At 72.2% G+C, this 19,895-nt stretch carries 19 protein-coding genes and 1 tRNA gene; 9 read left to right on the plus strand and 11 right to left on the minus strand.

The genetic code is table 11. The features are described from left to right. Window positions 1–21 precede the first annotated feature (21 nt). Window positions 22–837 (minus strand): exodeoxyribonuclease III, encoded by an 816-nt coding sequence (locus tag OHS17_RS13765; protein WP_330312417.1) that lies wholly within the window; start codon window positions 835–837, stop codon window positions 22–24. A gap of 49 nt (window positions 838–886) precedes the next feature. Between OHS17_RS13765 and OHS17_RS13770 the strand changes: the two genes are divergently transcribed. Together OHS17_RS13770 and OHS17_RS13775 are read left to right on the plus strand one after the other, a co-directional pair. Further along, the gene (locus OHS17_RS13770) at window positions 887–1,381 is read left to right on the plus strand and encodes a GNAT family N-acetyltransferase (RefSeq protein ID WP_330312418.1); all 495 of its coding nucleotides are present in this window, start codon (window positions 887–889) and stop codon (window positions 1,379–1,381) included. 125 nt (window positions 1,382–1,506) lie between these two features. Then, window positions 1,507–1,833, plus strand: a complete 327-nt coding sequence (locus tag OHS17_RS13775) for a hypothetical protein (RefSeq protein WP_164624643.1) — start codon at window positions 1,507–1,509, stop codon at window positions 1,831–1,833. 18 nt (window positions 1,834–1,851) lie between these two features. On the opposite strand, the gene OHS17_RS13780 is transcribed toward OHS17_RS13775, so the two are convergent. After that, complete coding sequence (locus tag OHS17_RS13780; RefSeq protein WP_330312419.1) at window positions 1,852–2,268, minus strand: hypothetical protein; 417 nt, start codon at window positions 2,266–2,268, stop codon at window positions 1,852–1,854. A gap of 154 nt (window positions 2,269–2,422) precedes the next feature. Between OHS17_RS13780 and OHS17_RS13785 the strand changes: the two genes are divergently transcribed. From OHS17_RS13785 to OHS17_RS13800, 4 genes are all read left to right on the plus strand, one after another. Further along, entirely contained in the window at window positions 2,423–3,670 is a 1,248-nt protein-coding gene (locus OHS17_RS13785; protein WP_330312420.1) for a sensor histidine kinase, read from the plus strand. Next, window positions 3,655–4,302, plus strand: a complete 648-nt coding sequence (locus OHS17_RS13790; RefSeq protein ID WP_330312421.1) for a response regulator transcription factor — start codon at window positions 3,655–3,657, stop codon at window positions 4,300–4,302. The genes OHS17_RS13785 and OHS17_RS13790 overlap by 16 nt, the downstream gene beginning before the upstream one ends. 180 nt (window positions 4,303–4,482) lie before the next feature. Next, complete coding sequence (locus tag OHS17_RS13795) at window positions 4,483–6,576, plus strand: FUSC family protein (RefSeq protein ID WP_330312422.1); 2,094 nt, start codon at window positions 4,483–4,485, stop codon at window positions 6,574–6,576. Further along, window positions 6,563–7,696 carry a PP2C family protein-serine/threonine phosphatase gene (locus OHS17_RS13800; protein ID WP_330312423.1) on the plus strand — a complete coding sequence of 378 codons (1,134 nt, stop codon included), beginning with the start codon at window positions 6,563–6,565 and terminating at the stop codon, window positions 7,694–7,696. The genes OHS17_RS13795 and OHS17_RS13800 overlap by 14 nt, the downstream gene beginning before the upstream one ends. A 17-nt stretch (window positions 7,697–7,713) precedes the next feature. Here OHS17_RS13800 and OHS17_RS13805 read toward each other — a convergent pair whose 3' ends face one another. Next, the gene (locus tag OHS17_RS13805; RefSeq protein WP_330312424.1) at window positions 7,714–8,307 is read right to left on the minus strand and encodes a hypothetical protein; all 594 of its coding nucleotides are present in this window, start codon (window positions 8,305–8,307) and stop codon (window positions 7,714–7,716) included. A gap of 151 nt (window positions 8,308–8,458) precedes the next feature. On the opposite strand from OHS17_RS13805, the gene OHS17_RS13810 reads away from it, so the two are divergent. Beyond that, complete coding sequence (locus OHS17_RS13810) at window positions 8,459–9,055, plus strand: TetR/AcrR family transcriptional regulator (protein ID WP_018104225.1); 597 nt, start codon at window positions 8,459–8,461, stop codon at window positions 9,053–9,055. A gap of 83 nt (window positions 9,056–9,138) precedes the next feature. Here OHS17_RS13810 and OHS17_RS13815 read toward each other — a convergent pair. From OHS17_RS13815 to galU, 7 genes are all read right to left on the minus strand, one after another. Further along, window positions 9,139–9,212 (minus strand) — tRNA-Ala (locus tag OHS17_RS13815). A gap of 97 nt (window positions 9,213–9,309) precedes the next feature. After that, entirely contained in the window at window positions 9,310–10,434 is a 1,125-nt protein-coding gene (sepX, locus tag OHS17_RS13820; RefSeq protein WP_330312425.1) for a divisome protein SepX/GlpR, read from the minus strand. A 135-nt stretch (window positions 10,435–10,569) separates the two neighbouring features. Beyond that, a complete protein-coding gene (locus OHS17_RS13825) occupies window positions 10,570–11,193 on the minus strand; it encodes a GNAT family N-acetyltransferase (RefSeq protein ID WP_018104227.1) in 624 nt (207 codons plus the stop codon). Between the two features lie 17 nt (window positions 11,194–11,210). Then, entirely contained in the window at window positions 11,211–11,726 is a 516-nt protein-coding gene (locus OHS17_RS13830; protein ID WP_161208829.1) for a MogA/MoaB family molybdenum cofactor biosynthesis protein, read from the minus strand. Continuing rightward, window positions 11,723–12,223 (minus strand): cyclic pyranopterin monophosphate synthase MoaC, encoded by a 501-nt coding sequence (moaC, locus tag OHS17_RS13835; protein ID WP_164625758.1) that lies wholly within the window; start codon window positions 12,221–12,223, stop codon window positions 11,723–11,725. Before moaC ends, OHS17_RS13830 begins: the two co-directional genes overlap by 4 nt. Window positions 12,224–12,344: 121 nt before the next feature. Continuing rightward, the gene (gene glp / locus OHS17_RS13840; RefSeq protein WP_330312426.1) at window positions 12,345–13,655 is read right to left on the minus strand and encodes a molybdotransferase-like divisome protein Glp; all 1,311 of its coding nucleotides are present in this window, start codon (window positions 13,653–13,655) and stop codon (window positions 12,345–12,347) included. Between the two features lie 4 nt (window positions 13,656–13,659). Next, window positions 13,660–14,562 (minus strand): UTP--glucose-1-phosphate uridylyltransferase GalU, encoded by a 903-nt coding sequence (gene galU, locus OHS17_RS13845; RefSeq protein WP_330312427.1) that lies wholly within the window; start codon window positions 14,560–14,562, stop codon window positions 13,660–13,662. A 106-nt stretch (window positions 14,563–14,668) separates the two neighbouring features. On the opposite strand from galU, the gene OHS17_RS13850 reads away from it, so the two are divergent. Next, window positions 14,669–15,253 carry a 5-formyltetrahydrofolate cyclo-ligase gene (locus OHS17_RS13850; protein ID WP_330312428.1) on the plus strand — a complete coding sequence of 195 codons (585 nt, stop codon included), beginning with the start codon at window positions 14,669–14,671 and terminating at the stop codon, window positions 15,251–15,253. A 28-nt stretch (window positions 15,254–15,281) separates the two neighbouring features. Here OHS17_RS13850 and OHS17_RS13855 read toward each other — a convergent pair whose 3' ends face one another. After that, entirely contained in the window at window positions 15,282–18,035 is a 2,754-nt protein-coding gene (locus tag OHS17_RS13855; protein ID WP_330312429.1) for a penicillin acylase family protein, read from the minus strand. 278 nt (window positions 18,036–18,313) lie between these two features. Between OHS17_RS13855 and OHS17_RS13860 the strand changes: the two genes are divergently transcribed. Further along, window positions 18,314–19,861 (plus strand): potassium/proton antiporter, encoded by a 1,548-nt coding sequence (locus OHS17_RS13860; protein WP_383165120.1) that lies wholly within the window; start codon window positions 18,314–18,316, stop codon window positions 19,859–19,861. The last annotated feature ends 34 nt before the right edge of the window (window positions 19,862–19,895 follow it).

The raw sequence follows: 19,895 nt of genomic DNA on the forward strand, positions 1-19,895 counted from the left end.
CGCCCTCGCCGTACCCCGCTCCTACTGCTCGTACACCACCGTCACCGGCGCGTGGTCGCTCCACCGCTCGCCGTGTGTGGCGGCCCGTTCGACCCACGCCTTCACGGCGCGGGCGGCGAGGCCGGGGGTCGCGACCTGGTAGTCGATGCGCCAGCCGGTGTCGTTGTCGAACGCGCGCCCCCGGTACGACCACCACGAGTACGGGCCCTCGACGTCCGGGTGCAGGGCGCGTACGACGTCGACGTACGCCGCCTCGGCGAAGACCCGGGTCAGCCACTCGCGCTCCTCGGGGAGGAAGCCGGAGCTCTTGCGGTTGGCACGCCAGTTCTTGAGGTCGGCCTCCTGGTGGGCGATGTTCCAGTCGCCGCAGACGACGACCTCGCGCCCCTCGGCGGCGGCGCGCGCCTTCAGCCCGACGAGGTAGGGCAGGAAGGCGGCCATGAAGCGCTCCTTCTCGTCCTGCCGCTCGGTGCCGACCTCGCCGGAGGGCAGGTAGAGGCTCGCGACCGTGACGCCGGGCAGGTCGATCTCGACGTACCGCCCGCTCGTGTCGAACTCCTCGCACCCGGCGTGCCCGTACCCGCCGAAACCGATCTGCACCCGCTCGGGGGCGCGCCGCGAGTAGAGGGAGACCCCGGCCCGGCCCTTGGCGGCGGCCGGTGCGTGGACGGTGTGCCAGCCCTCGGGGTCACGCACGTCCGCGGGCAGCTGCTCGGGCTCGGCGCGCACCTCCTGGAGGCAGATCACGTCGGCGTCGGTCTGCGCCAGCCACTCGACGAAGCCCTTTTTGGCGGCGGCGCGGAGACCGTTTACGTTCACGGAGGTCACGGTGAGCATTCCGGCACGATACCGGCCAACCATTCCGCATACATGTACCATGCATCGCATGAATATCCACGTCCGGGCCTTCGACCACCCCGATGCCGTCAAACTCAACGATCGCGTGCAGCTCGAATACGCCGAGCGCTACGGCGATGGGGGCGATGTCACACCGCTGGACGCCACGATGTTCGACCCGCCTCACGGCCTGTACCTGATCGCCTACGACGCGTCGGACCAGCCCGTCGCCACGGGCGGCTGGCGCTCCCAGGAGCTCAACGACGAGGGCTACTCGGACGGCGACGCCGAGCTGAAGCGCATGTACGTCATACCGGAGGGCCGCGGCCTGGGCCTCGCCCGCCGCATCCTGGCCGCCCTGGAAGCGGACGCCCGCGCCGCGGGCCGCACCCGCATGGTCCTGGAAACCGGCGACCGCCAGCCGGAGGCCATCGCCCTGTACCTCTCCAGCGGCTACACCCCGTGCGAGAAGTTCGGCCACTACCGCACATACGACAGCAGCCGCTGCTTCGCGAAGCCACTGCGGGGGAACGGCGCGCTCTGACACCCGCTCAGGCCGCTTCCCCGCACCCGGGCCGCTCAACAGCGGGCGAGCGGACCGATCCGCGGGAGCGTAGCGTTGACAGTTAGCCACACCCTCGGGGGCCGTGCCCGAGGAGGCGTCTGACGATGACTACCGGACCCACCCCTGCCTGGGGTCCTCCCGGCGAGGTACCGCCGCCGGCTTCCGGCCCCGCCCGAAAGCACCACCGGGTCTTCCTCTGGGTGTTCCTGGCGGTGCAGGCGCTGTTCCTGGCCTGGGTGATCTCCGGCGCCGGCAGCAACGACCACGCGTCCTGCAAGGGGATGGTGGGCGACGCCCTCAAGACCTGCCAGGACGCCGGTGACGCCGGCACCGCGATCGGAGTGGGGCTCGTCATCGGCCTGTGGGTGGCGGTGGACCTCATCCTCGGCATCACGTACGGCGTCTACCGGCTGGCCCGTAAGCGCGCCTGAGGCCCGTCGCCGTTCCCCTCAACCCGCCTTCGGAAACGCCGTCTTCAGGGCCGCCCCCCGGGTGAGGAACGCGACGCGGATCACCGGGAGCATGCACAGCGTCTGCGCCACCGCGTACCAGGGCGGGCAGACGCCCGGGATCAGGTCGACGCCGATGATGGCGATAGGCATGATCACCGCGAGGGTGCTCACGCGGTCGAAGGCGCGGCGGGAACCCGCCTCCGCCGAGGCCGTGATGCGGTGGAGTACGTACGCGATCACCGGCAGCAGGACCGCGCGGACCCACATGAAGGTGTTCACCGTGTGACCGGTCGCGGCCACCACGACGACCGCGCCGAGGGCGGTGGCGGTGAGTGCGCCGTAGAGCGTGATGCTCCGGCGTACCGATGCGAGGGCCCTCAGGGCCTCGGGCTGAAGGTTCGTCTTCGTGGTCATGGTGACGACGCTACGAAGCGCCGGTCGGGCGCGGTATGCGTCTGGGCGCACAAGGGGGTGGGTCCAGACCCACTCCTCGCCCGAGCGGCGCCTCCGGGCCCTCCGGCCGGTGCAGAGTGGGGGCATCGGGACGGACGCGGGGAGGCAGCGGGCGATGAGAGCGCTGAGGTCGTGGGCGACCGGGGCGGGTATCGGGTTCGTACGGGCGTGCGCCGTCGCCGCCGTCACGCTGCTGATCCCGGCCCTGTGGGCGGGCGCGGTGGCGTGGGGCATCGCGTGGGGCGCGGCGAACCCCTGGTCGTGGGTCGGGCCGTTGGTGCTGGTGTGCGTGGGCACGCTCGCGCTCGCGCGGCCCGTGTGCCGGGCGGTCCGCGCGCTGGTCGCCCGCTGGTCCGGAACCGGGATCCCGTCCGGGTACCGGAACGCCCCGCCGGTGACGCGTATGGCCACGGGCTACTGGTGGAACGGCTTCGACTACCACCGCACCCGCCGGGACGCCCTCATGGACCAGCGGTGGCGGCTGCGCTGGAAGGACCCGGCGAACTGGCGCGACCTGCGGTTCGCGGTGATCGCCCCGTTCACGGCGGGGATCGTGGCGTGCGTACCACTCGCGGGGGTGGTGTGGGGTGCCGTCGGGCTGGGAACGGGCCACTCCCTCCGGCTCCTCGCCCTCCTCGTGACCCTCGCCTCTTCCCCGTACGCCTGGCGGGCAGTCACCCCGGTCGCGGTCCGTTTCCTGCGGCCGTCCGCCCGGATGGCGCTCGCCGACCGGGTGGACGAACTCACCGGGCAGCGGGCCGACGCGACGGTGGCTCAGGCGGCCGAGATCCGCCGGATCGAACGGGATCTGCACGACGGGGCGCAGGCCCGGCTCGTCGCGCTCGGGATGTCCCTGGCGACGGTGGAGAAGCTGATGGAGACCGACCCGGGCCGGGCCAGGGCGCTGATGCGCCAGGCACGGGCGGGGGCCACCGCCTCCCTCGCCGAACTGCGCGACCTGGTGCACGGGATCAACCCTCCCGTGCTCAACGACCGGGGCCTCGTCGACGCCGTACGCGCCCTCGCCCTCGACAGCCCCCTCGAAACGGAGGTCGTCGCGGACGTGCCGGGGCGGCTGGACGCACCCGTCGAGTCGGCCGTCTACTTCGGCATCGCCGAGTTGCTGACCAACGCGGTCAAGCACGCGCATGCGACCCGGATGCGGATCTCCCTCGCGCAGGACGGGACCGGCCTGGTCGTGGAGGCGGAGGACGACGGGCGCGGCGGCGCGGTCGTCCGGGAGGGCGGCGGACTCGCGGGGCTGAGGCGGCGCCTCGCGGTGTTCGACGGCAGCCTGGAGGTCACGAGTCCGGCCGGCGGGCCGACCCGCGCGAGGATCATGGTGCCATGCGAATCGTTGTAGCCGAGGACCTGTATCTCCTGCGGGACGGCATGGTCCGTCTCATCGAGGCGTACGGACACGAGGTGGTGGGTACGGCCACGACCGGACCGGAAACACTGGCCGCCCTGCGCGAGTTCCGCCCGGACGTGGCGGTGGTGGACGTCCGCATGCCGCCGACACAGACCGACGAGGGCCTGCGCGCGGCCCTCGCCGCCCGCGCCGAGACGCCGGGGCTGCCCGTCCTGATCCTGTCCCAGTACGTGGAGCAGCTGTACGCCCGCGAGTTGCTGGCCGACGGCTCGGGCGGCGTCGGCTACTTCCTGAAGGAGAGCGTGTTCGACGCGGACCAGTTCATCGACGCGCTGGAACGCGTCGCGGCCGGCGGCACGGCCATGGACCCGACGGTCATCGCGAAGCTCCTGTCCAGCGGCTCGTCACACCGCCGCCTCGACAAACTCACCGAGCGCGAGCACGAGGTCCTGGCCCTGATGGCCGAGGGCCTCTCCAACCAGGCCATCGCGACCCGCCTGTTCCTCAGCGACAGCGCGATCAGCAAGTACACGACGTCCCTCTTCGGCAAGCTCGGCCTCACGGACGACGGCGCGGCCAACCGCCGCGTACTGGCGGTGCTGGCGTACCTGAACAACCCCTGACCCCCTCCTCCCGGCGGACGTCCGCGAGCGCGACGGCCAGGGCTGTTCAACAATGACGGGGAGGCCTGCGGCCTCCGCGAGAAGGACGCGGTCCGGCTGGAGAAGGGAGCGTCGCGGGATGTGCGCACTGCCCGTACGCGACGCGCCGGGCCCGGACGATGGTGGCGGCCGGGCGCCGGGGTGACCGCCGACACGGCACGGGCGGTCGTCGTCCGGCGGGGCGTGCGGGTAGCGGTCGCGGCGTGGGCCGGGTTCTACCCGCTGCTCTACGCGGCCGACCGGCCGGTCGCCGCCCTGTACGCACTCTTCGCGCCCGTCGCGCTGGGGCTGCTCTCCGCCGTCCCCGGATCCGGCCGCCAGAAGGCGATCGTGGTGCTGTGCGCGCTCCCGCCGGCCCTCGCGCTGGCGTCACTGGGGACGCTGCTGGCCGTGGACACCTGGGCGGCGGTCGGCGGGATGCTCGTCATCGGGTTCCTGCTCGCCTTCGCCGCCGTCGCCGGGCCGCGCCCGGCGGGTGTGGCCCCGGGCCTCCAGCTCTTCTACATCCTCGCCTGCTTCCCGACGTACGCCCCCGGCACGCTCGGAGACCGGCTCATCGGCCTGACCGCGGGGGCCCTGCTCCTCGCGGCGTGCGAGGCCCTCCTGCTGCCCGAGCGGGCCGTCCCCTCCTGCCGCCGCCGCCTGGCGGACGCGCTGCGTACCGCCGCGGACGAGGCCGCCTCGCCCGGCCGCGTACCACCCGCGACCCTGCGCGCGGCCGGTACGCGGCTGCGGTTGTCGTCGCTGCCTCCGGCGGAGCAGCCCGCGGGCGCGGGGCGGACGGACCGCGCGCTGGACCAGGCGGGCCGCTCGGTGCGCCGGCTCCTGGACCAGCTGGCCACCCTCTCCGAGATGCCGTCCGCGCCCACCGATCCGGCATCCGCCGCGCTCCTGGCCCGGGTCGCGGAGGTGTGCCGGTCCTGCGCGTCCTACCTGCGCACCGGGGAGCGGGCGCCTGTGGCCGGCACCCTCGAAACGGCCATGGAGGACTTCGGGGCGGAGCGCGTACGGCTGACGTGCGGGCCGCCCGCTCTCGTACCCCCGCTCGCCGTACTCAGGCGGCAGTCGCGGGTCCTGGCACTGGCGGAGTCGGCGCGGATCGTGGAGGTCACCACGGACATCGCCGCGCACGGCAGACCCGTCGGTCCGGCCGTCCCGCACGATCAGTTCTGGTACGCGGAGCTGTCGACGCCCGCCCTGTGGACCCGCCGCGTCCTCGGGAACATCACCCTCCGGTCGGTGCTCTTCCAGAACGCGGTACGCACCGCCCTCGGGCTCGGCGCCGCCCGGCTGGTGGCGGGCACCCTCGATCTGGCCCACGGATTCTGGGTGCTGCTGGCGGTGCTGACGCTCGGACGGACGACGGTGGCCGCGACCTGGCAGGCGGTGAGCCGCGCCGTCGCCGGCAACGCCGTCGGCGCCCTCGCGGCGGGCGCGCTCCTGATCGGGCTCGGGCCGCACACCGATGCGTACGCCGCGCTGCTCGTCCCGGTGATGCTGGCGGCGTTCTGCCTGGGGCCGCTGCTGGGCGTCGCCGGAGCGCAGGCGGGGTTCACCCTGGTCGTGGCCACCTCGTTCGCCCAGATCTTCCCCGTCACCTGGCGGCTGTCGGAGACGCGGCTGATCGACGTCCTCACCGGCAGCGCGATCGGGCTGCTGTGCGCGCTCGTCGCCTGGCCGGCCGGGGCCCACCGCGAGGTCCGCCGCACCATGGCCGGCCTGCTGCACTCCTGCGGCGGCCTGGTCCCGGCCACCGCGCAGATCCTGATGAACCCCGCACCCGGCGTACGGAACCCGGCGCCGGTCCTCCCGAGCGTGCACCGGCTGCGCCTCGCCGAAGCGGCATACGCGCAGTACCGCAGCGAGGCCCCCGCCCGCCGGGCCGGGACCGAAACCGACTGGCACGCGGTGCTCATCGTCGCGAGCAACACGATCCTCGGCGCCCACCGCCTTCCGCACCTGGGCCTCCCCCGGACCGCCGAGCCCACCGGTCCGCCCGCGGCCTGGGCCCGTACGGCCGCGGCGGACCTGGAGGCGGAAGCCGACCGGATCGCCGCCCTGGTCGGCGGCGGGAACCCACCGCCCGCGCGACCGCCCGCCCCGGCCCCGGCCGACTACCCGCCGTCGTCGCTCTCCGTGGACCTGGAGGTGTGGCTGACCAGCCTCGGCCGCCAGCTGGGGTGGATCGAGGAGACGGCTCGGCGCGGCGAGAGGGGCGGCCATGCCGACGGGTGAGCTGGAGGACGGCACCCTGCCGTCGGCCGGACGGGTCACCAAGGCCGTGGTCCTGGGCGCGGCCCTGCTGCTGTGCGTCGTGGTGGCGATCCTGCAGGTGAACACCCCGCCCTCCTCGCACATCGCGTCCATGCTGGTCGCGGTCCCCGCGCTCATCGCCTTCGCGTTCGGCCCGCCCGTGATCATCGGTTCGGCGGTCGTGGCGGCCGGGACGCGCTGGCTGCTCCTGCCGACGGAGCCGCATCGGATCGGCTCCGTCATCGGCACCACCGTGGTGATCTGCGTCATCGCCGCGCTGAGCTGCTTCGTGGTCCGCCGCGGGGAGCGGGAGTCCGTGCGGCTGCGGAAGGTGGTGTCCGTCGCCGAGACCGCGCAGCGGGCGCTGCTGCGCCCACCGCCCGAGACGCTGGGCCCCTTCCGTACGGCCGCGAGCTATCTGGCCGCCGCGCAGTACGCGCGCATCGGGGGCGACCTCTACGCCGTGGCGGACACCGAGTTCGGCGTCCGTGCGCTGATCGGGGACGTACGCGGGAAGGGGCTCGACGCCGTGTCCACCGCCTCCGCGGTCCTCGGCTCGTTTCACGAGGCGGCGTACGAGGAGGAGACGCTGGGCCGCCTGGCCGGGCGGCTCGACACCGGCCTGAACCGCTTCCTGCGCGACGACGAGGCGTTCGTCACCGCCCTCCTGATCCAGACCGCGCCCGACGGCCACACGAAGGCGTACTCCTGCGGCCACCCGCCCTCGCTCGTCCTGCGCGACGGCACGGTCCACGAACTCCCGGCCGGCACCGGCCTCCCCCTGGGGCTGCGCACCCTCACGAGCGCCCCCACCGAGGCGGAAGGCCCCCGTGTCGCCGGAACGCTTCTACGCCCCGGCGACACGGTCCTGCTGTACACCGACGGCATCGCGGAGACCCGTAACGAGACCGGGGCCTTCTACCCGCTCGCCGACCGCCTGACGGCCTACCAGCGCGCCCATCCCCCGCCCGTCGACCCGCAACACCTGCTCACCTGGCTGCTCGATGACGCCCAGGCCTACAGCTGCGCCGATACGTACGACGACGCGGCGCTCCTGGCGCTCGCCTGGCCGCCCGGTCCGGGTGAGGGACCGAGCGGCTGACGCACGAGGGCCGAGGGTCACAACGACGTCGTCGTGATCCGCTCGCGCGGGCCCTCCTGCTTGCCGGAGCGCCCCAGACGCAGGGCCGAGACGAGAAAGAAGATGCCGCCGGGAACGGCGTAGCCGATCGCGCTGGAGAGCGTGGGGTCCTCGGCGCCCGCCGACCCGACGAACGACGCCCCGGCCAGGACCGAGATGCCACCGCTGAGGATCATCGGCCACTGGCCGCCCATCCGGCGCCGCGGAACGGCCACGATCAGCTGCACCAGCCCCGCGACGACCGCCCACGCCCCCCACACCCGCAGCACCGCGGGAATCCCGGAGGCGGCGGCGATCCCGACCCCGGCCGCCGCGGCGAGGCTGACCGCCATGTTGACGTAGAGCAGCGCCGGCGAGCGGGTGGCACGGGACGCGTTGGCGTCCACGACCGCGGCGCCCACGTCGAACAGCGGATAGAGCACGAGCAGCGCGGCCACGACCGGGCTGATCTCGTCGGCCGTCGCGAACATCACGAGGGCCCAGAGGATGGCGAACGCTGCGCGGACGAAGTACAGCCGCCGCAGCGCGGAAGCCGTGTTCCTGATGTCCGACGGGGCGGCAACGGTGCTCATGACGAACCTTTCGACGGGAGTACGGGGAACGCGGACACGACGGCCTCACCGCCACCCCGCGCAAGAACGAACGTTCTGTGCACCACACTGGCAAGGCCGCGCACCCCTGTCAAGACCGAACGTTCTACCTCGCCCCGAGTAGGCTGGCGTCATGGCGCACAACGCATCCGAGAGCCGCCCGTCCGAAGCCCGGGACCGGCTCCTCAGCACAGCCACCCGGATCTTCTACTCGGAAGGCATCCACTCCGTGGGAGTGGATCGCATCGTCAAGGAAGCGCAGGTGACACGGGCGACCTTCTACCGCCACTTCCCCAGCAAGGAGAACCTGGTCGTCGCCTACCTGACCGAGGCGGACCGCGCCCTGCGCGGCCAGGCCGAGGCGGCCATCGCCGCCGGGCTCCCCGCACCCGACACGCTTCGCGCCATCGGCGCGTCCATCGCCCAGGCCATCGAGTCCCCCGGCTTCCGCGGCTGCGCCTTCCTCAACGCCGTCGCCGAGTACCCCGACCCCGCGGACCCGGTGCACCAGGTCGTCCTCGCACACCGCCAGTGGTTCCTCGACACGCTCACCGGCCTCCTGCGCACGATCCGCGAGGAACCCGCCGACCGCGCGGCCCGCCACTTCGTCATGCTGCGCGACGGCGCGATGGCGGCCGGCTGCCTCTTCGACCCGGAGTTGGTGTCCGAGACCTTCCTCAACGGAGTGGAAGGCCTCCTCAAGGCCCAGGCAACGGCATCGTTCACCTGAGGACTCCCCGGGCCCGCGCCACAGCGGGCCCGGAACGACGAAGTCCCGTTCAGCCAGAGGCTGAACGGGACTTCATGCGTCTGTGGACCTGTGGGGATTTGAACCCCAGACCCCCTCGATGCGAACGAGGTGCGCTACCAGACTGCGCCACAGGCCCTTGCGACGTGTGAAACTCTAGCACCCTCCGGGGGGTGCTCGGAAATCCGTTCCGCGCTGGTCAGCCGTGGCGTGGCTCACGGCTGTCCGACGAGGTGTCACTCGTTGGCCGCGCGGGGGCGGTCGCCGTCCTCGTACTGGTCGAAGAGCGGGGTGCGGCCCCGGTCGCGGGAGCGGCGGGACTGCGGGGAGCGCTGGCGCGGCGCCGGGTCCACCGGGGGTGCCGCGGGGTCCGGCTGCGCGGGTTCGGCGGTGCTGGAGCGGGCGGCGCTCCAGGTCTCCGGGTTGCCGACCTCGACCCCGCCCGTGGCGCGCGGGGCGACCGGGGCGGTGACATAGGTGGGCAGGGGCACCGGGACCGGCTCCCAACTGTCGCCCTGGACCCGGCCGCGCTCGCGCTGCTGGTCCACCCACTCCGCGTGGTCCGTCTGCTCGACCAGGGCGCGGCGCCCGGCCTCCTGCGGGGAGACCGTGGGCGTCGGCTCGGGGGCCGGGTGGCGCGGCTCGGAGTCCTCGTCGGCCTCGGCCGACGCCGTGGTCGCGGGCTGGTGGCGGCGCGGGCGGTTCTCGCGGAGCCGCTGGGCCGCCACCTCGGCGCGCCGCTGGTCCATGGTGAAGGCGAACCGCCGCCGCTCGTGCGACCTCAGGTGCGCGATGTACGCGCTGAGGAGCACGGCCGGGACCGCGGGCGCCCACAGGAAGCGGAGCCCGCCGACGGCCGCGACGATCGCGCCGAGCGTGAAGGCGAGGAAGAGGATCACGGTGGTGCGCCGACGGCGCGCGAGGACCTGGAGGCGCTGGGCGCGCCGGGCGCGTTCCGCGTCGATGCCGCCGGGGCGCGCGCGCCGGGCGGGTACGGGGGCGGCGGGCTCGGCGCCACGCCGCTTGCGGGGGGCGCGCTCCGGCGTACCGGCCGGATCGTGCATCCGGGCCTCGGTGTGCGCCGGGGGCGCGGCGAAGGCCCGGACGTCGACGGAGTCCATTCGGTCCGTGCCCGCGTCCGGGTCGGCGTCGGGTGCCGCCTCGTCCTCGGTGCGCTCCTGCAGCCCCTTGGCATACCGGCGCTCCATCGCCGCCCGGCCTGACAGCAGCCGGATGGCGGTGCTGAAGCGCTCCGTAGGACGCTCTTCGTTCAGCTCGTCCTGCCTGCGGAGCCACATCGGCACCAAGTAGGCGGCCCAGGCCCCGACAATGACTGCGTAGATGAGGCCGCTGCTGCTCACATCTCACACCGTAGAGGGGTTTGCGCGGAGGGATCCGCCAATTGGCGCGGTGTGTCGCACGATCCGGCCGATATCGCGGACTTTTTTATGAGGGCGCGCGTCAGCCGATCGAGAGTAATTCGAACAAACTTTTTATTACGTGGGAGGCTCCGGCTGATCCGTACGGGGAACCGGCCGTGAGCGGTGCCATCTCCGCAGCAGCCCGTCCGGCACTTCCTCCGCCGTGAGCGCGTAGATCAGGTGGTCGCGCCACGCCCCGTCGATGTGCAGATAACGCGGGCGCAGCCCCTCCTCGCGGAATCCGAGTTTCTCCACGACCCGACGGCTCGGCCCGTTCTCCGGCCGAATGCACACCTCGATGCGATGGAGCCCCACCACCTGGAAGCAGTGGTCGACGGCGAGCGCGACGGCGGTCGGCATCACCCCGCGCCCGGCCACCTCGCGGTCCACCCAGTAGCCGACGTGCCCCGAGCACATCGAGCCCCAGGTGATCCCGGCGACGGTCAGCTGCCCCACCAGCCGGCCCCGGTACTCGATGGCGAACGGCAGCATCCGGCCCGCGTTCGCCTCGGAGCGAAGATGGCGGATCATCTGGCGGTACGTGGGCCGCTGGGCGACCGGTCCGCCGGGCGCGGGCGGCGGGACCGTCGCCTCCCAGGGGCGCAGCCAGTCCCGGTTGCGCCGGTTGACCTCGCGCCAGTCCCGCTGGTCGCGCAGCTTGATGGGCCGGAGGGCGACATCGCCGTCCGCCAGGATCACCGGCCAGGTCGCGACGTTCAGCTCGGGCTCCCGGGTCGGGGGTGGTCGCCACCGCGCAGCTGGTCCACGGCGTGCACCAGGAGCCGTTCGAGGACGGCGAGCCCGTCGCGCACCCCGCCGGTCGAGCCCGGCAGGTTGACGATCAGGGTGCGGCCGGCCACGCCCGCCAGACCGCGTGAGAGCGCGGCGGTGGGGACCTTGTCGCGGCCCTCGGCCCGGATCGCCTCGGGGATGCCGGGCACCTCGTGGTCCAGGACGCGGCGGGTGGCCTCGGGGGTGCGGTCGGTGGGCGAGATGCCCGTACCGCCGGTGGTGACGACCACGTCGTACGCGGAGGCCACCGCGGTCCGCAGCGCCTGCTCGACCGGGTCGCCGTCGGGCACGACCTGCGGGCCGTCGACGGTGAAGCCGAGCCCCGTCAGCGCCTCGGCGATCAGCGGGCCGCCCTTGTCCGCGTAGACCCCGGCGGACGCGCGGTTCGACGCGGTCACGACGAGGGCGCGGTACGGGGCCGGGGCGTCGGCGGCGCTCACGCGTCGGTCCCGGGGGCCTCGGCGCGTACGTAGTCGCCGGACTTGCCGCCCGACTTCGCCTCGACCCGGATGTCCGTGATGACCGCGGCCTTGTCGACCGCCTTGACCATGTCCACGACGGTGAGGGCAGCCACCGACACGGCGGTCAGGGCCTCCATCTCGACGCCCGTGCGGTCGGTGGTCTTCACCGTGGCGGTGATCTCCACCGCGTCGTCGGCCACGCTCAGCTCGACGCCGACGCCGGAGACGGCCAGCGGGTGGCAGAGGGGAATCAGGTCCGGGGTGCGCTTGGCGCCCATGATCCCGGCGATCCGCGCGGTGGCGAGGGCGTCGCCCTTGGGGACGCCCTCGCCCCGGAGCAGTTCGACCACACGCGGCGACACGAGGACCCGGCCGCTGGCCCGGGCGACGCGCGCGGTGACGTCCTTCCCGGAGACGTCGACCATGCGGGCGGCCCCCGCCTCGTCGATGTGCGTCAGCCTGTTCTGCGTACTCAACTCACTCCGCCTAGCGGTAGGGCGCCGGATTCCCCGGGCCGCACCGGGGTGCGGGTCCGGGGGCCGGGGGATGTCCCCCGGACGGCACAGCGCCAGATACCGTACCGCCACCGGGGCGCGGTCAGCGGAGCAGGATCACCTCGGTGTCGGAGCCGGGTTCGGCGGAGGTGACGTCCTCGCGGAGCACGATCAGGGCGTCCGCCTGGGCGAGCGCGGCGATCAGATGCGAGCCGGAGCCGCCGACGGGCGTGACGGTGCCCGCCTCGGCGTCGTACGTCCCCCGCAGGAACTGGCGCTTCCCGGCGGGCGAGGACAGGACCTTGTCCGCGACGAGCACGGCCTGCGCCGTCGGGCGGTCGGCCGCGGGCAGGCCCATCAGGGTGCGGATCGCGGGGCGGACGAACAGCTCGAAGGAGACGTAGCTGGAGACCGGGTTCCCCGGGAGGGCGAGCAGCGGGGTGTGGTCGGGGCCGATGGAGCCGAAGCCCTGCGGTTTGCCCGGCTGCATGGCGAGCTTCCGGAAGTCCACCCCGCCGCCGGGCTCGTCCTCGTCGCCGACGGAGGACAGGGCCTCCTTCACCACGTCGTACGCGCCGACGCTGACGCCGCCCGTGGTCACGAGGAGGTCGGCACGGATGAGCTGGTCCTCGATGGTGGCCCGCAGGGTCTCGGCGTCGTCGGCGACGGCACCGACGCGGTAGGCGATGGCCCCGGCGTCCCGGGCGGCGGCGGTGAGGGCGAAGCTGTTGGAGTCGTAGATCCGGCCGCCGGTCAGCTCGCCGCCGGGCTGCACGAGTTCGCTGCCGGTGGACAGGACGACGACGCGGGGGCGGGGCCGCACCTTGACGGTGGAGCGGCCGATCGCGGCGAGCAGGCCGATCTGGGGCGGTCCGATCACCGTGCCCGCCTTGAGCGCGAGGTCGCCGGGGCGGACATCGCTGCCCCGCTCCCGGACGTGGGCGCGGGCCTCGGCGGGGCGGTGGACGCGGACCTCTCCGCCGGCGCCCTCCGGGGCGTCGCTGTGGGCGCGCATCGTGGTGGCGGGGCCCTCGCCCGTACCGCCGTCGGTCCACTCGACGGGGACGACGGCCTCGGCGCCCTCCGGGAGCGGGGCGCCGGTCATGATGCGGGCGGCCTCGCCCGCGCCGACGCGGCGGCCGGGGCCGAGGCCGTCGTCGCCGGCCGCGACGTCCCCGATGACGGTGAGGACGGCGGGGAACTCCTCGGTGGCGCCCTCGACATCGGCGACGCGGACCGCGTAACCGTCCATCGAGCTGTTGTCGAAGGGCGGCAGCGCGACCTCCACCACGACGTCCTCGACCAGGACGCAGCCCTGGGCCTCGGGCAGTTGCAGCTCGATGGGTTCGAGCGGCTTCACCGCGGCGAGGATGTCTTCCAGGTGCTCGTCCACCGACCAGATCGTGCTGCTCAACGTGCTACATCTCCTCGGTGACGTACCGGCGGAGCCAACTGCGGAACTCCGGCCCCAGATCATCACGTTCGCACGCGAGTCTGACAATGGCACGCAGATAGTCGCTGCGGTCGCCGGTGTCGTAGCGGCGGCCCTTGAAGACGACGCCGTGCACGGGTCCGCCCGCCTTCTCGTCCTCGGCGAGCAGTTGCAGGGCGTCGGTCAGCTGGATCTCGTTGCCCCGGCCCGGCTCGGTCCGGCGCAGTATGTCGAACACCGCGGGGTCCAGGACGTACCGGCCGATGATCGCGAGATTGCTGGGCGCGTCGGCGGGTTCCGGCTTCTCGACCAGCCCGGTGACGCGTACGACGTCCGCCTCGGCGGTGGCCTCCACGGCCGCGCAGCCGTACTGGTGGATCATCGCGGACGGGACCTCCATGAGCGCGATGACGCTGCCGCCCTCGCGCTCCTGGATCTCGGTCATCCGGCTCAGCAGCGGGTCACGGGGGTCGATGAGGTCGTCGCCCAGGAGCACCGCGAACGGTTCGTCGCCGACGTGCGGGGCGGCGCACAGGACGGCGTGGCCCAGGCCCCTCGGGTCGCCCTGGCGGACGTAGTGCATGGTGGCGAGGTCGGTGGACTCGCGGACCTTGCGCAGCCGGTCGGCGTCGCCCTTGCGGGTCAGGGCGCCCTCCAGCTCGTAGTTCCGGTCGAAGTGGTCCTCCAGGGGACGCTTGTTGCGGCCGGTGACCATGAGTACGTCGTGCAGTCCGGCGGCCACCGCTTCCTCGACGACGTACTGGATGGCAGGCTTGTCGACAACAGGCAGCATCTCCTTGGGAGTGGCCTTGGTGGCCGGAAGGAAGCGGGTCCCGAGGCCCGCCGCCGGGATGACGGCCTTGCTGATCCTGGGGTTCGACTGGGTCATGCGCTGAACCCTAACGGGGCCACATGGGCGGAAGATGAGGCTCCGGTTAACTTTGTCCTCATATAGCCCTGTCCGAGAGGCCGGTGGGTGCCCGTTGAACACCGACATGTCCGCAAAGGCGGTACTGCGGCGCGAACTGCTGGCCGCACGCCGCCTCCTGACCGGTCAGGACGCGGAACGGGCCGCCTCGGTTCTCGCCCGCCACGCGCTCGAACTGCCGGAGCTGAGCGGGGCCCGTACCGTCGCCGCGTACGTCTCCGTGGGACGCGAACCGGGCACCCGCGCCCTGCTGGACGCGCTGCGCGCGCGGGGGGCACGGGTGCTGCTGCCGGTACTCCTCGCCGACAACGACCTGGACTGGGCGGCGTACGAGGGCGCGGAAGGGCTCGCGAAGGCGGGGCGCGGGCTGCTGGAGCCGACCGGCGAGCGGCTGGGCCCCGACGCCGTCCTGGAGGCGGACGCGGTGCTGCTGCCGGGCCTCGCGGTGGACGCGCGCGGCATGCGCCTGGGGCGCGGCGGCGGCAGCTACGACCGGGTGCTGGCCCGTCTGACGGCAGCCGGGGCCACGCCCGCGCTCATCGTCCTGCTGTACGCGAACGAGGTGACCGCACAGGTGCCCGCGGAGCCGCACGACTTCCCCGTCGACGCGGTGGTCACACCGGAAGGCCCCCGGCGCTTCGGCGTGAGCTGAAGCATCGGGGGCCTTGAGGGGCGCGCGCTTACGGTTTCAGGGTCAGCGTGTCCGTCGTCGTCCCGGCCACGGCGTTCGTGCCGTAGGCCCAGGGCAGCAGTTCACCGTTGACCCACTTGTCGGTCTGGTCGGTGTAGTGCGCGGCGAACGCGTGCCCGGAGGCGCCTGTGAGGTTGATCCAGCGGGACTTGTCCCAGTCGGCCACGTTGACGACCATCCGCATCGACGGCACCCAGACCACTTCGTAGCCGCCGGCCGCGTTCCAGCCGGTGGCGTCCACCGCGGCCTCGCCGCCGCCGAGGTTCCAGGGGCCCCGGTTCAGGACCCGCTGGAGGAGTCCGGGGCCCTCGGTGCCCAGGGTCTGGTTCTTCAGGGTCAGCTGGTGGAGCCGGCCCCAGTTCCAGGTGGTGATGTCCTTGCCCAGCTTGGCCGTCAGCTCCCAGCGCGCGTCCTCCATGGCGCGGGCGAACAACTGGTCGCGGGTCTCGGTCGCGTCGTCCTTGCGGCTCCTGGGCGACTTCCACCACTTGCTGTCCGGCTTGTCCATGAGGTTGGCGACGACCTGGTACCAACGGTCACCGCCGTCCGGCTGCGCGGAGTCCGGGGAGCGCTGACCGCACTCGCGTACCAGCCGCTCCTGCTCGTCGGCCGGGCCCGAGTTCTTCGCCGGGGGCACGTTCAGGCACTCGCCCTCGACGCGCATCTCCTTGGGCAGCTTGTCGCCGAAGGCGAGCTTGAGGATGTTGCGCCAGACGCCGTTGAAGTACGCGGCGGCGGCCGAGTCGGCCTCCTGGGTGTAGTCCCAGCCCTCCAGCAGCTTCTGCGCCTGGCGGACGTCCTTGTCGGAGATGTTGATCTTCAGCAGCTCGGGCACCAGCAGCGCGGCGATCTCGCTGGTGTTGTCCATCTGCATCTTCTGCATGTCTTCGGTCGAGATCTTGCCGCCGCCCTTGATCTTCGACTGGATGAGGTCGTTGATCCGCTGGCTGCGGCTGCCGTACCCCCAGTCCTTGGTGAGCAGGTACGGGTACTTGTCCTCGTCGATCACGGCCTGGTTGGCGGTGACGATGTAGCCGCGCTTCGGGTTGTACTCGTAGGGCAGCTCGTCGAACGGGATCGGGTCCTTCTTCCAGCCGTACGCCGAGGTCCAGCCGGGGCTGGGCGTGGTGCCGTCGCCCTGCTTGCGCTGCGGGATCCTGCCGGGGGCCTGGTAGCCGATGTTGCCCCTGGTGTCGGCGTAGATCAGGTTCTGCGAGGGAACCTCGAAGTGCTCGGACGCCTTGCGGAAGCTCGTGAAGTCCTTGGCGCGGTTCAGCTCGAACACGGCGTCCATGGAGTGGCCGGGCTCCAGCGCGGTCCACTTCAGGGCGACGGCGTAACCGTCGGCGCGGTCCGGTGCCGAGTTGGTGACGGGGGCCTTCTGGCCGACCTTCTCCAGCTCGCTGCTGCGGTCGGAGACCAGCGGGCCGTTGTTGGTCTCGCGGACCGTGATGTGCCGGTCCTTGCCGCCCGCGACCTTGATGGTCTCCTCGCGGGTGGTGAAGGGCTTGGTCCTGCCGTCGTAGAGGTAGCCGTCGGAGGTGACCTTCTCCAGGAAGAGGTCGGTGACGTCGGCGCCGAGGTTGGTGAAGCCCCAGGCGACGTCCTGGTTGTGGCCGATGATCACCCCGGGCATGCCGGAGAAGGTGTATCCGGCGGTGTCGTACTTGCAGGTTTCGGAGACCTGCCGGCAGTGAAGGCCCATCTGGTACCAGAGGGACGGCAGCATCGGGGCGAGGTGCGGGTCGTTGGCGAGCAGCGGCTTGTTGGTCGTCGTGTACTTCCCGGAAACCACCCAGGAGTTCGAGCCGATGCCGGTGCCGTTCGGGCCGAGCAGCGCGGGGATCTCGTCCAGGGTGTCGGAGAGCGCGCCGAGCTGCGTGTTCAGGCCCTGGGTCGCGTCCGCCACGGTGTTCGCGCCACTCGCGCCGGTGTCGGTCGCCTTCGGGTCGAACGTGCCGGTGACCGAGGAGATGGCGCCCTCGGTGACGATCGGCTCGTGCTTGTCGTACGGGTAGTCGGGGTAGAGCTGCTTGATCTCGTCGGCGTCGAGCCGGCTCGTCATCAGCGAGCGGTCGATCTCGTCCTGCATGTTGCCGCGCAGGTCCCAGGCCATGGCCTTCAGCCAGGCGACCGAGTCGACCGGGGTCCACTGGGACGGCTTGTAGTCGTTGGTGAGGCCGAGGGCGGCGTACTCGACGGAGATGTCCTTGCCGTCGCGCCCCTTGAGGTAGGCGTTCACGCCGTCCGCGTACGCCTGGAGGTTCTTCTTGGTCTCGTCGGACAGGACGGTGTCGTACTCCTCCTGCGCGACCTTGCGCCAGCCCAGGGTCCGCAGGAAGGAGTCCGTCTCGACCTGCCCGGAGCCGAACATCTCGGAGAGCCGGCCGGCCGTCAGGTGGCGGCGTACGTCCATCTCCCAGAAGCGGTCCTGCGCCTGTACGAAGCCCTGCGCGCGGAACAGGTCGGCGTCCGAGTCCGCGTAGATCTGCGGGATGCCGTAGCCGTCGCGCTTGACGTCGACGTTGCCGGAGAGGCCGTCGATGTGGATGGTCCCGCTGGTCTGCGGGTAGGAGGCGCGCACGGTGGACACGGACCAGTACGTTCCGTAACCGATGCCCGCGACGAGCGCCAGCACCAGGACGCTCAAGAGCAGTCGGGCGCGGCGCCCCTTCTTCTTCTTGCGCGGCCCGCCACCGGCGGTACCGGTGGATCCGGAAGAGGCGGTTGTTGTGGCGGGCATCGCTGTCCTTCGAGGGCAGGGCGGTCCTGGGAGTGCAGGAGCAACCATAGGCGCAGCGCGTCACCCACTCGGACGCGGTATCAGGATGGCTCGAATTGCGTAGCGATCGTACGAATACTCGAACGCATCAAGAAAGCGTTAAAGATTAGGTAAGGTAACGAAGTACCGGCCGCCGGAAGACGATCCGGCAGGCGTACGCAGGGAAGGACCGGCCACTGACTGTCCACACGCTCAACGAACTCCTGCTCGTCTGCTCGCTCGTCCTGCTCGTCGCCGTCGTGGCGGTCCGCATCTCGTCCCGCAGCGGGCTCCCCAGCCTGCTCCTGTACCTCGGCATCGGTATCGCCCTGGGCCAGGACGGCTTCTTCGACGTCAAGTTCGACAACGCGGAACTGACACAGGTCATCGGCTACGCGGCGCTCGTCGTGATCCTCGCCGAGGGCGGACTCGGCACGAAGTGGAAAGAGGTCAAACCCGCGCTTCCGGCGGCCGTGATGCTGTCGCTCGTCGGCGTCGGCATCAGCGTGGGCGTGACCGCGGCCGGGGCCCACTACCTGGTGGGCCTGGAGTGGCGGCAGGCGCTCATCATCGGCGCGGTCGTCTCCTCGACGGACGCCGCCGCGGTCTTCTCCGTTCTGCGCAAGGTCCCGCTGCCCGCCCGCGTCACCGGTGTCCTGGAGGCCGAATCCGGCTTCAACGACGCCCCCGTGGTGATCCTGGTGGTCGCCTTCTCGACCATCGGCGAGGTCGACAGCTGGTACGTACTGATCGGCGAGATAGCCCTGGAGCTGGCCATCGGCGCCGCCGTCGGCATCGCCGTGGGCTGGCTCGGCGCGTACGGACTGCGCCATGTGGCGCTCCCCGCCTCCGGTCTCTACCCGATCGCCGTCATGGCCATCGCGGTCTCCGCGTACGCGGCCGGCGCCATGCTCCATGGCAGCGGCTTCCTGGCCGTCTACCTGGCCTCGATGATCCTCGGCAACGCCAAGCTGCCGCACTGGCCGGCGACCCGGGGCTTCGCGGACGGGCTCGGCTGGCTCGCCCAGATCGGCATGTTCGTCCTGCTCGGCCTGCTGGTCACCCCGCACGACCTGCTGGACGACTTCTGGCCCGCCGTCGTCGTGGGCCTGGTCCTGACCGTGGTGGCACGGCCGCTGGAAGTCTTCATCTCGCTGCTGCCGTTCCGATTGCCCTGGCAGGAGAAGGCCCTCATGTCCTGGGCCGGGCTGCGCGGCGCCGTACCCATCATCCTGGCGACCATTCCCATGGTGTCCGGGATCGACGGCTCCACCCGGGTCTTCAACATCGTCTTCGTCCTGGTGATCGTCTACACCCTCATCCAGGGCCCGACCCTCCCCTGGCTCGCCAAGGCCCTCAACATCAAGGACGACCCGTCCGACGCCGCCGACCTGGGCATCGAATCGGCGCCCCTGGAACGGCTGCGCGGGCACCTGCTGTCGGTGGCCATCCCCGCCGAGTCGAAGATGCACGGCGTCGAGGTCGGGGAGCTCCGCATGCCCGCGGGCGCCGCGGTCACCCTCGTGGTGCGCGACGACAAGAGCTTCGTACCCGCCCCGTCGACGGTGCTCAGGCGCGGCGACGAACTGCTCGTCGTGGCCACCGACCCGGTGCGCGACGCGGCCGAGGCACGGCTGCGCGCGGTCGCCGAGGGCGGCAAGCTGGCCGGCTGGCTCGGCACACCCGGCGGACAGCCGGGCGGAATGGAGTCCCCGGTGCCGCAGGTGGCCGGGGCGCTCAAAGCGGTGAAGAAGCTCGGCGGCAGGACCGACGAGGGCAAGAAACGCAACGCGAAGGCACATCACTGAGCAAACGCCGCGTTCACAGGCGGCGAGGGGCGGG

The organism is Streptomyces sp. NBC_00523, assembly GCF_036346615.1.
GTDB lineage: Bacteria > Actinomycetota > Actinomycetes > Streptomycetales > Streptomycetaceae > Streptomyces.

Excerpts from the sequence above, each read along its gene's own strand:
- OHS17_RS13765 (WP_330312417.1), bottom strand. The coding sequence starts at position 837 with ATGCTCACCGTGACCTCCGTGAACGTAAACGGTCTCCGCGCCGCCGCC.
- OHS17_RS13770 (WP_330312418.1), top strand. The coding sequence starts at position 887 with ATGAATATCCACGTCCGGGCCTTCGACCACCCCGATGCCGTCAAACTC.
- OHS17_RS13775 (WP_164624643.1), top strand. The coding sequence starts at position 1,507 with ATGACTACCGGACCCACCCCTGCCTGGGGTCCTCCCGGCGAGGTACCG.
- OHS17_RS13780 (WP_330312419.1), bottom strand. The coding sequence starts at position 2,268 with ATGACCACGAAGACGAACCTTCAGCCCGAGGCCCTGAGGGCCCTCGCA.
- OHS17_RS13785 (WP_330312420.1), top strand. The coding sequence starts at position 2,423 with ATGAGAGCGCTGAGGTCGTGGGCGACCGGGGCGGGTATCGGGTTCGTA.
- OHS17_RS13790 (WP_330312421.1), top strand. The coding sequence starts at position 3,655 with ATGCGAATCGTTGTAGCCGAGGACCTGTATCTCCTGCGGGACGGCATG.
- OHS17_RS13800 (WP_330312423.1), top strand. The coding sequence starts at position 6,563 with ATGCCGACGGGTGAGCTGGAGGACGGCACCCTGCCGTCGGCCGGACGG.
- OHS17_RS13805 (WP_330312424.1), bottom strand. The coding sequence starts at position 8,307 with ATGAGCACCGTTGCCGCCCCGTCGGACATCAGGAACACGGCTTCCGCG.
- OHS17_RS13810 (WP_018104225.1), top strand. The coding sequence starts at position 8,459 with ATGGCGCACAACGCATCCGAGAGCCGCCCGTCCGAAGCCCGGGACCGG.
- galU (WP_330312427.1), bottom strand. The coding sequence starts at position 14,562 with ATGACCCAGTCGAACCCCAGGATCAGCAAGGCCGTCATCCCGGCGGCG.
- OHS17_RS13850 (WP_330312428.1), top strand. The coding sequence starts at position 14,669 with ATGTCCGCAAAGGCGGTACTGCGGCGCGAACTGCTGGCCGCACGCCGC.
- OHS17_RS13855 (WP_330312429.1), bottom strand. The coding sequence starts at position 18,035 with ATGCCCGCCACAACAACCGCCTCTTCCGGATCCACCGGTACCGCCGGT.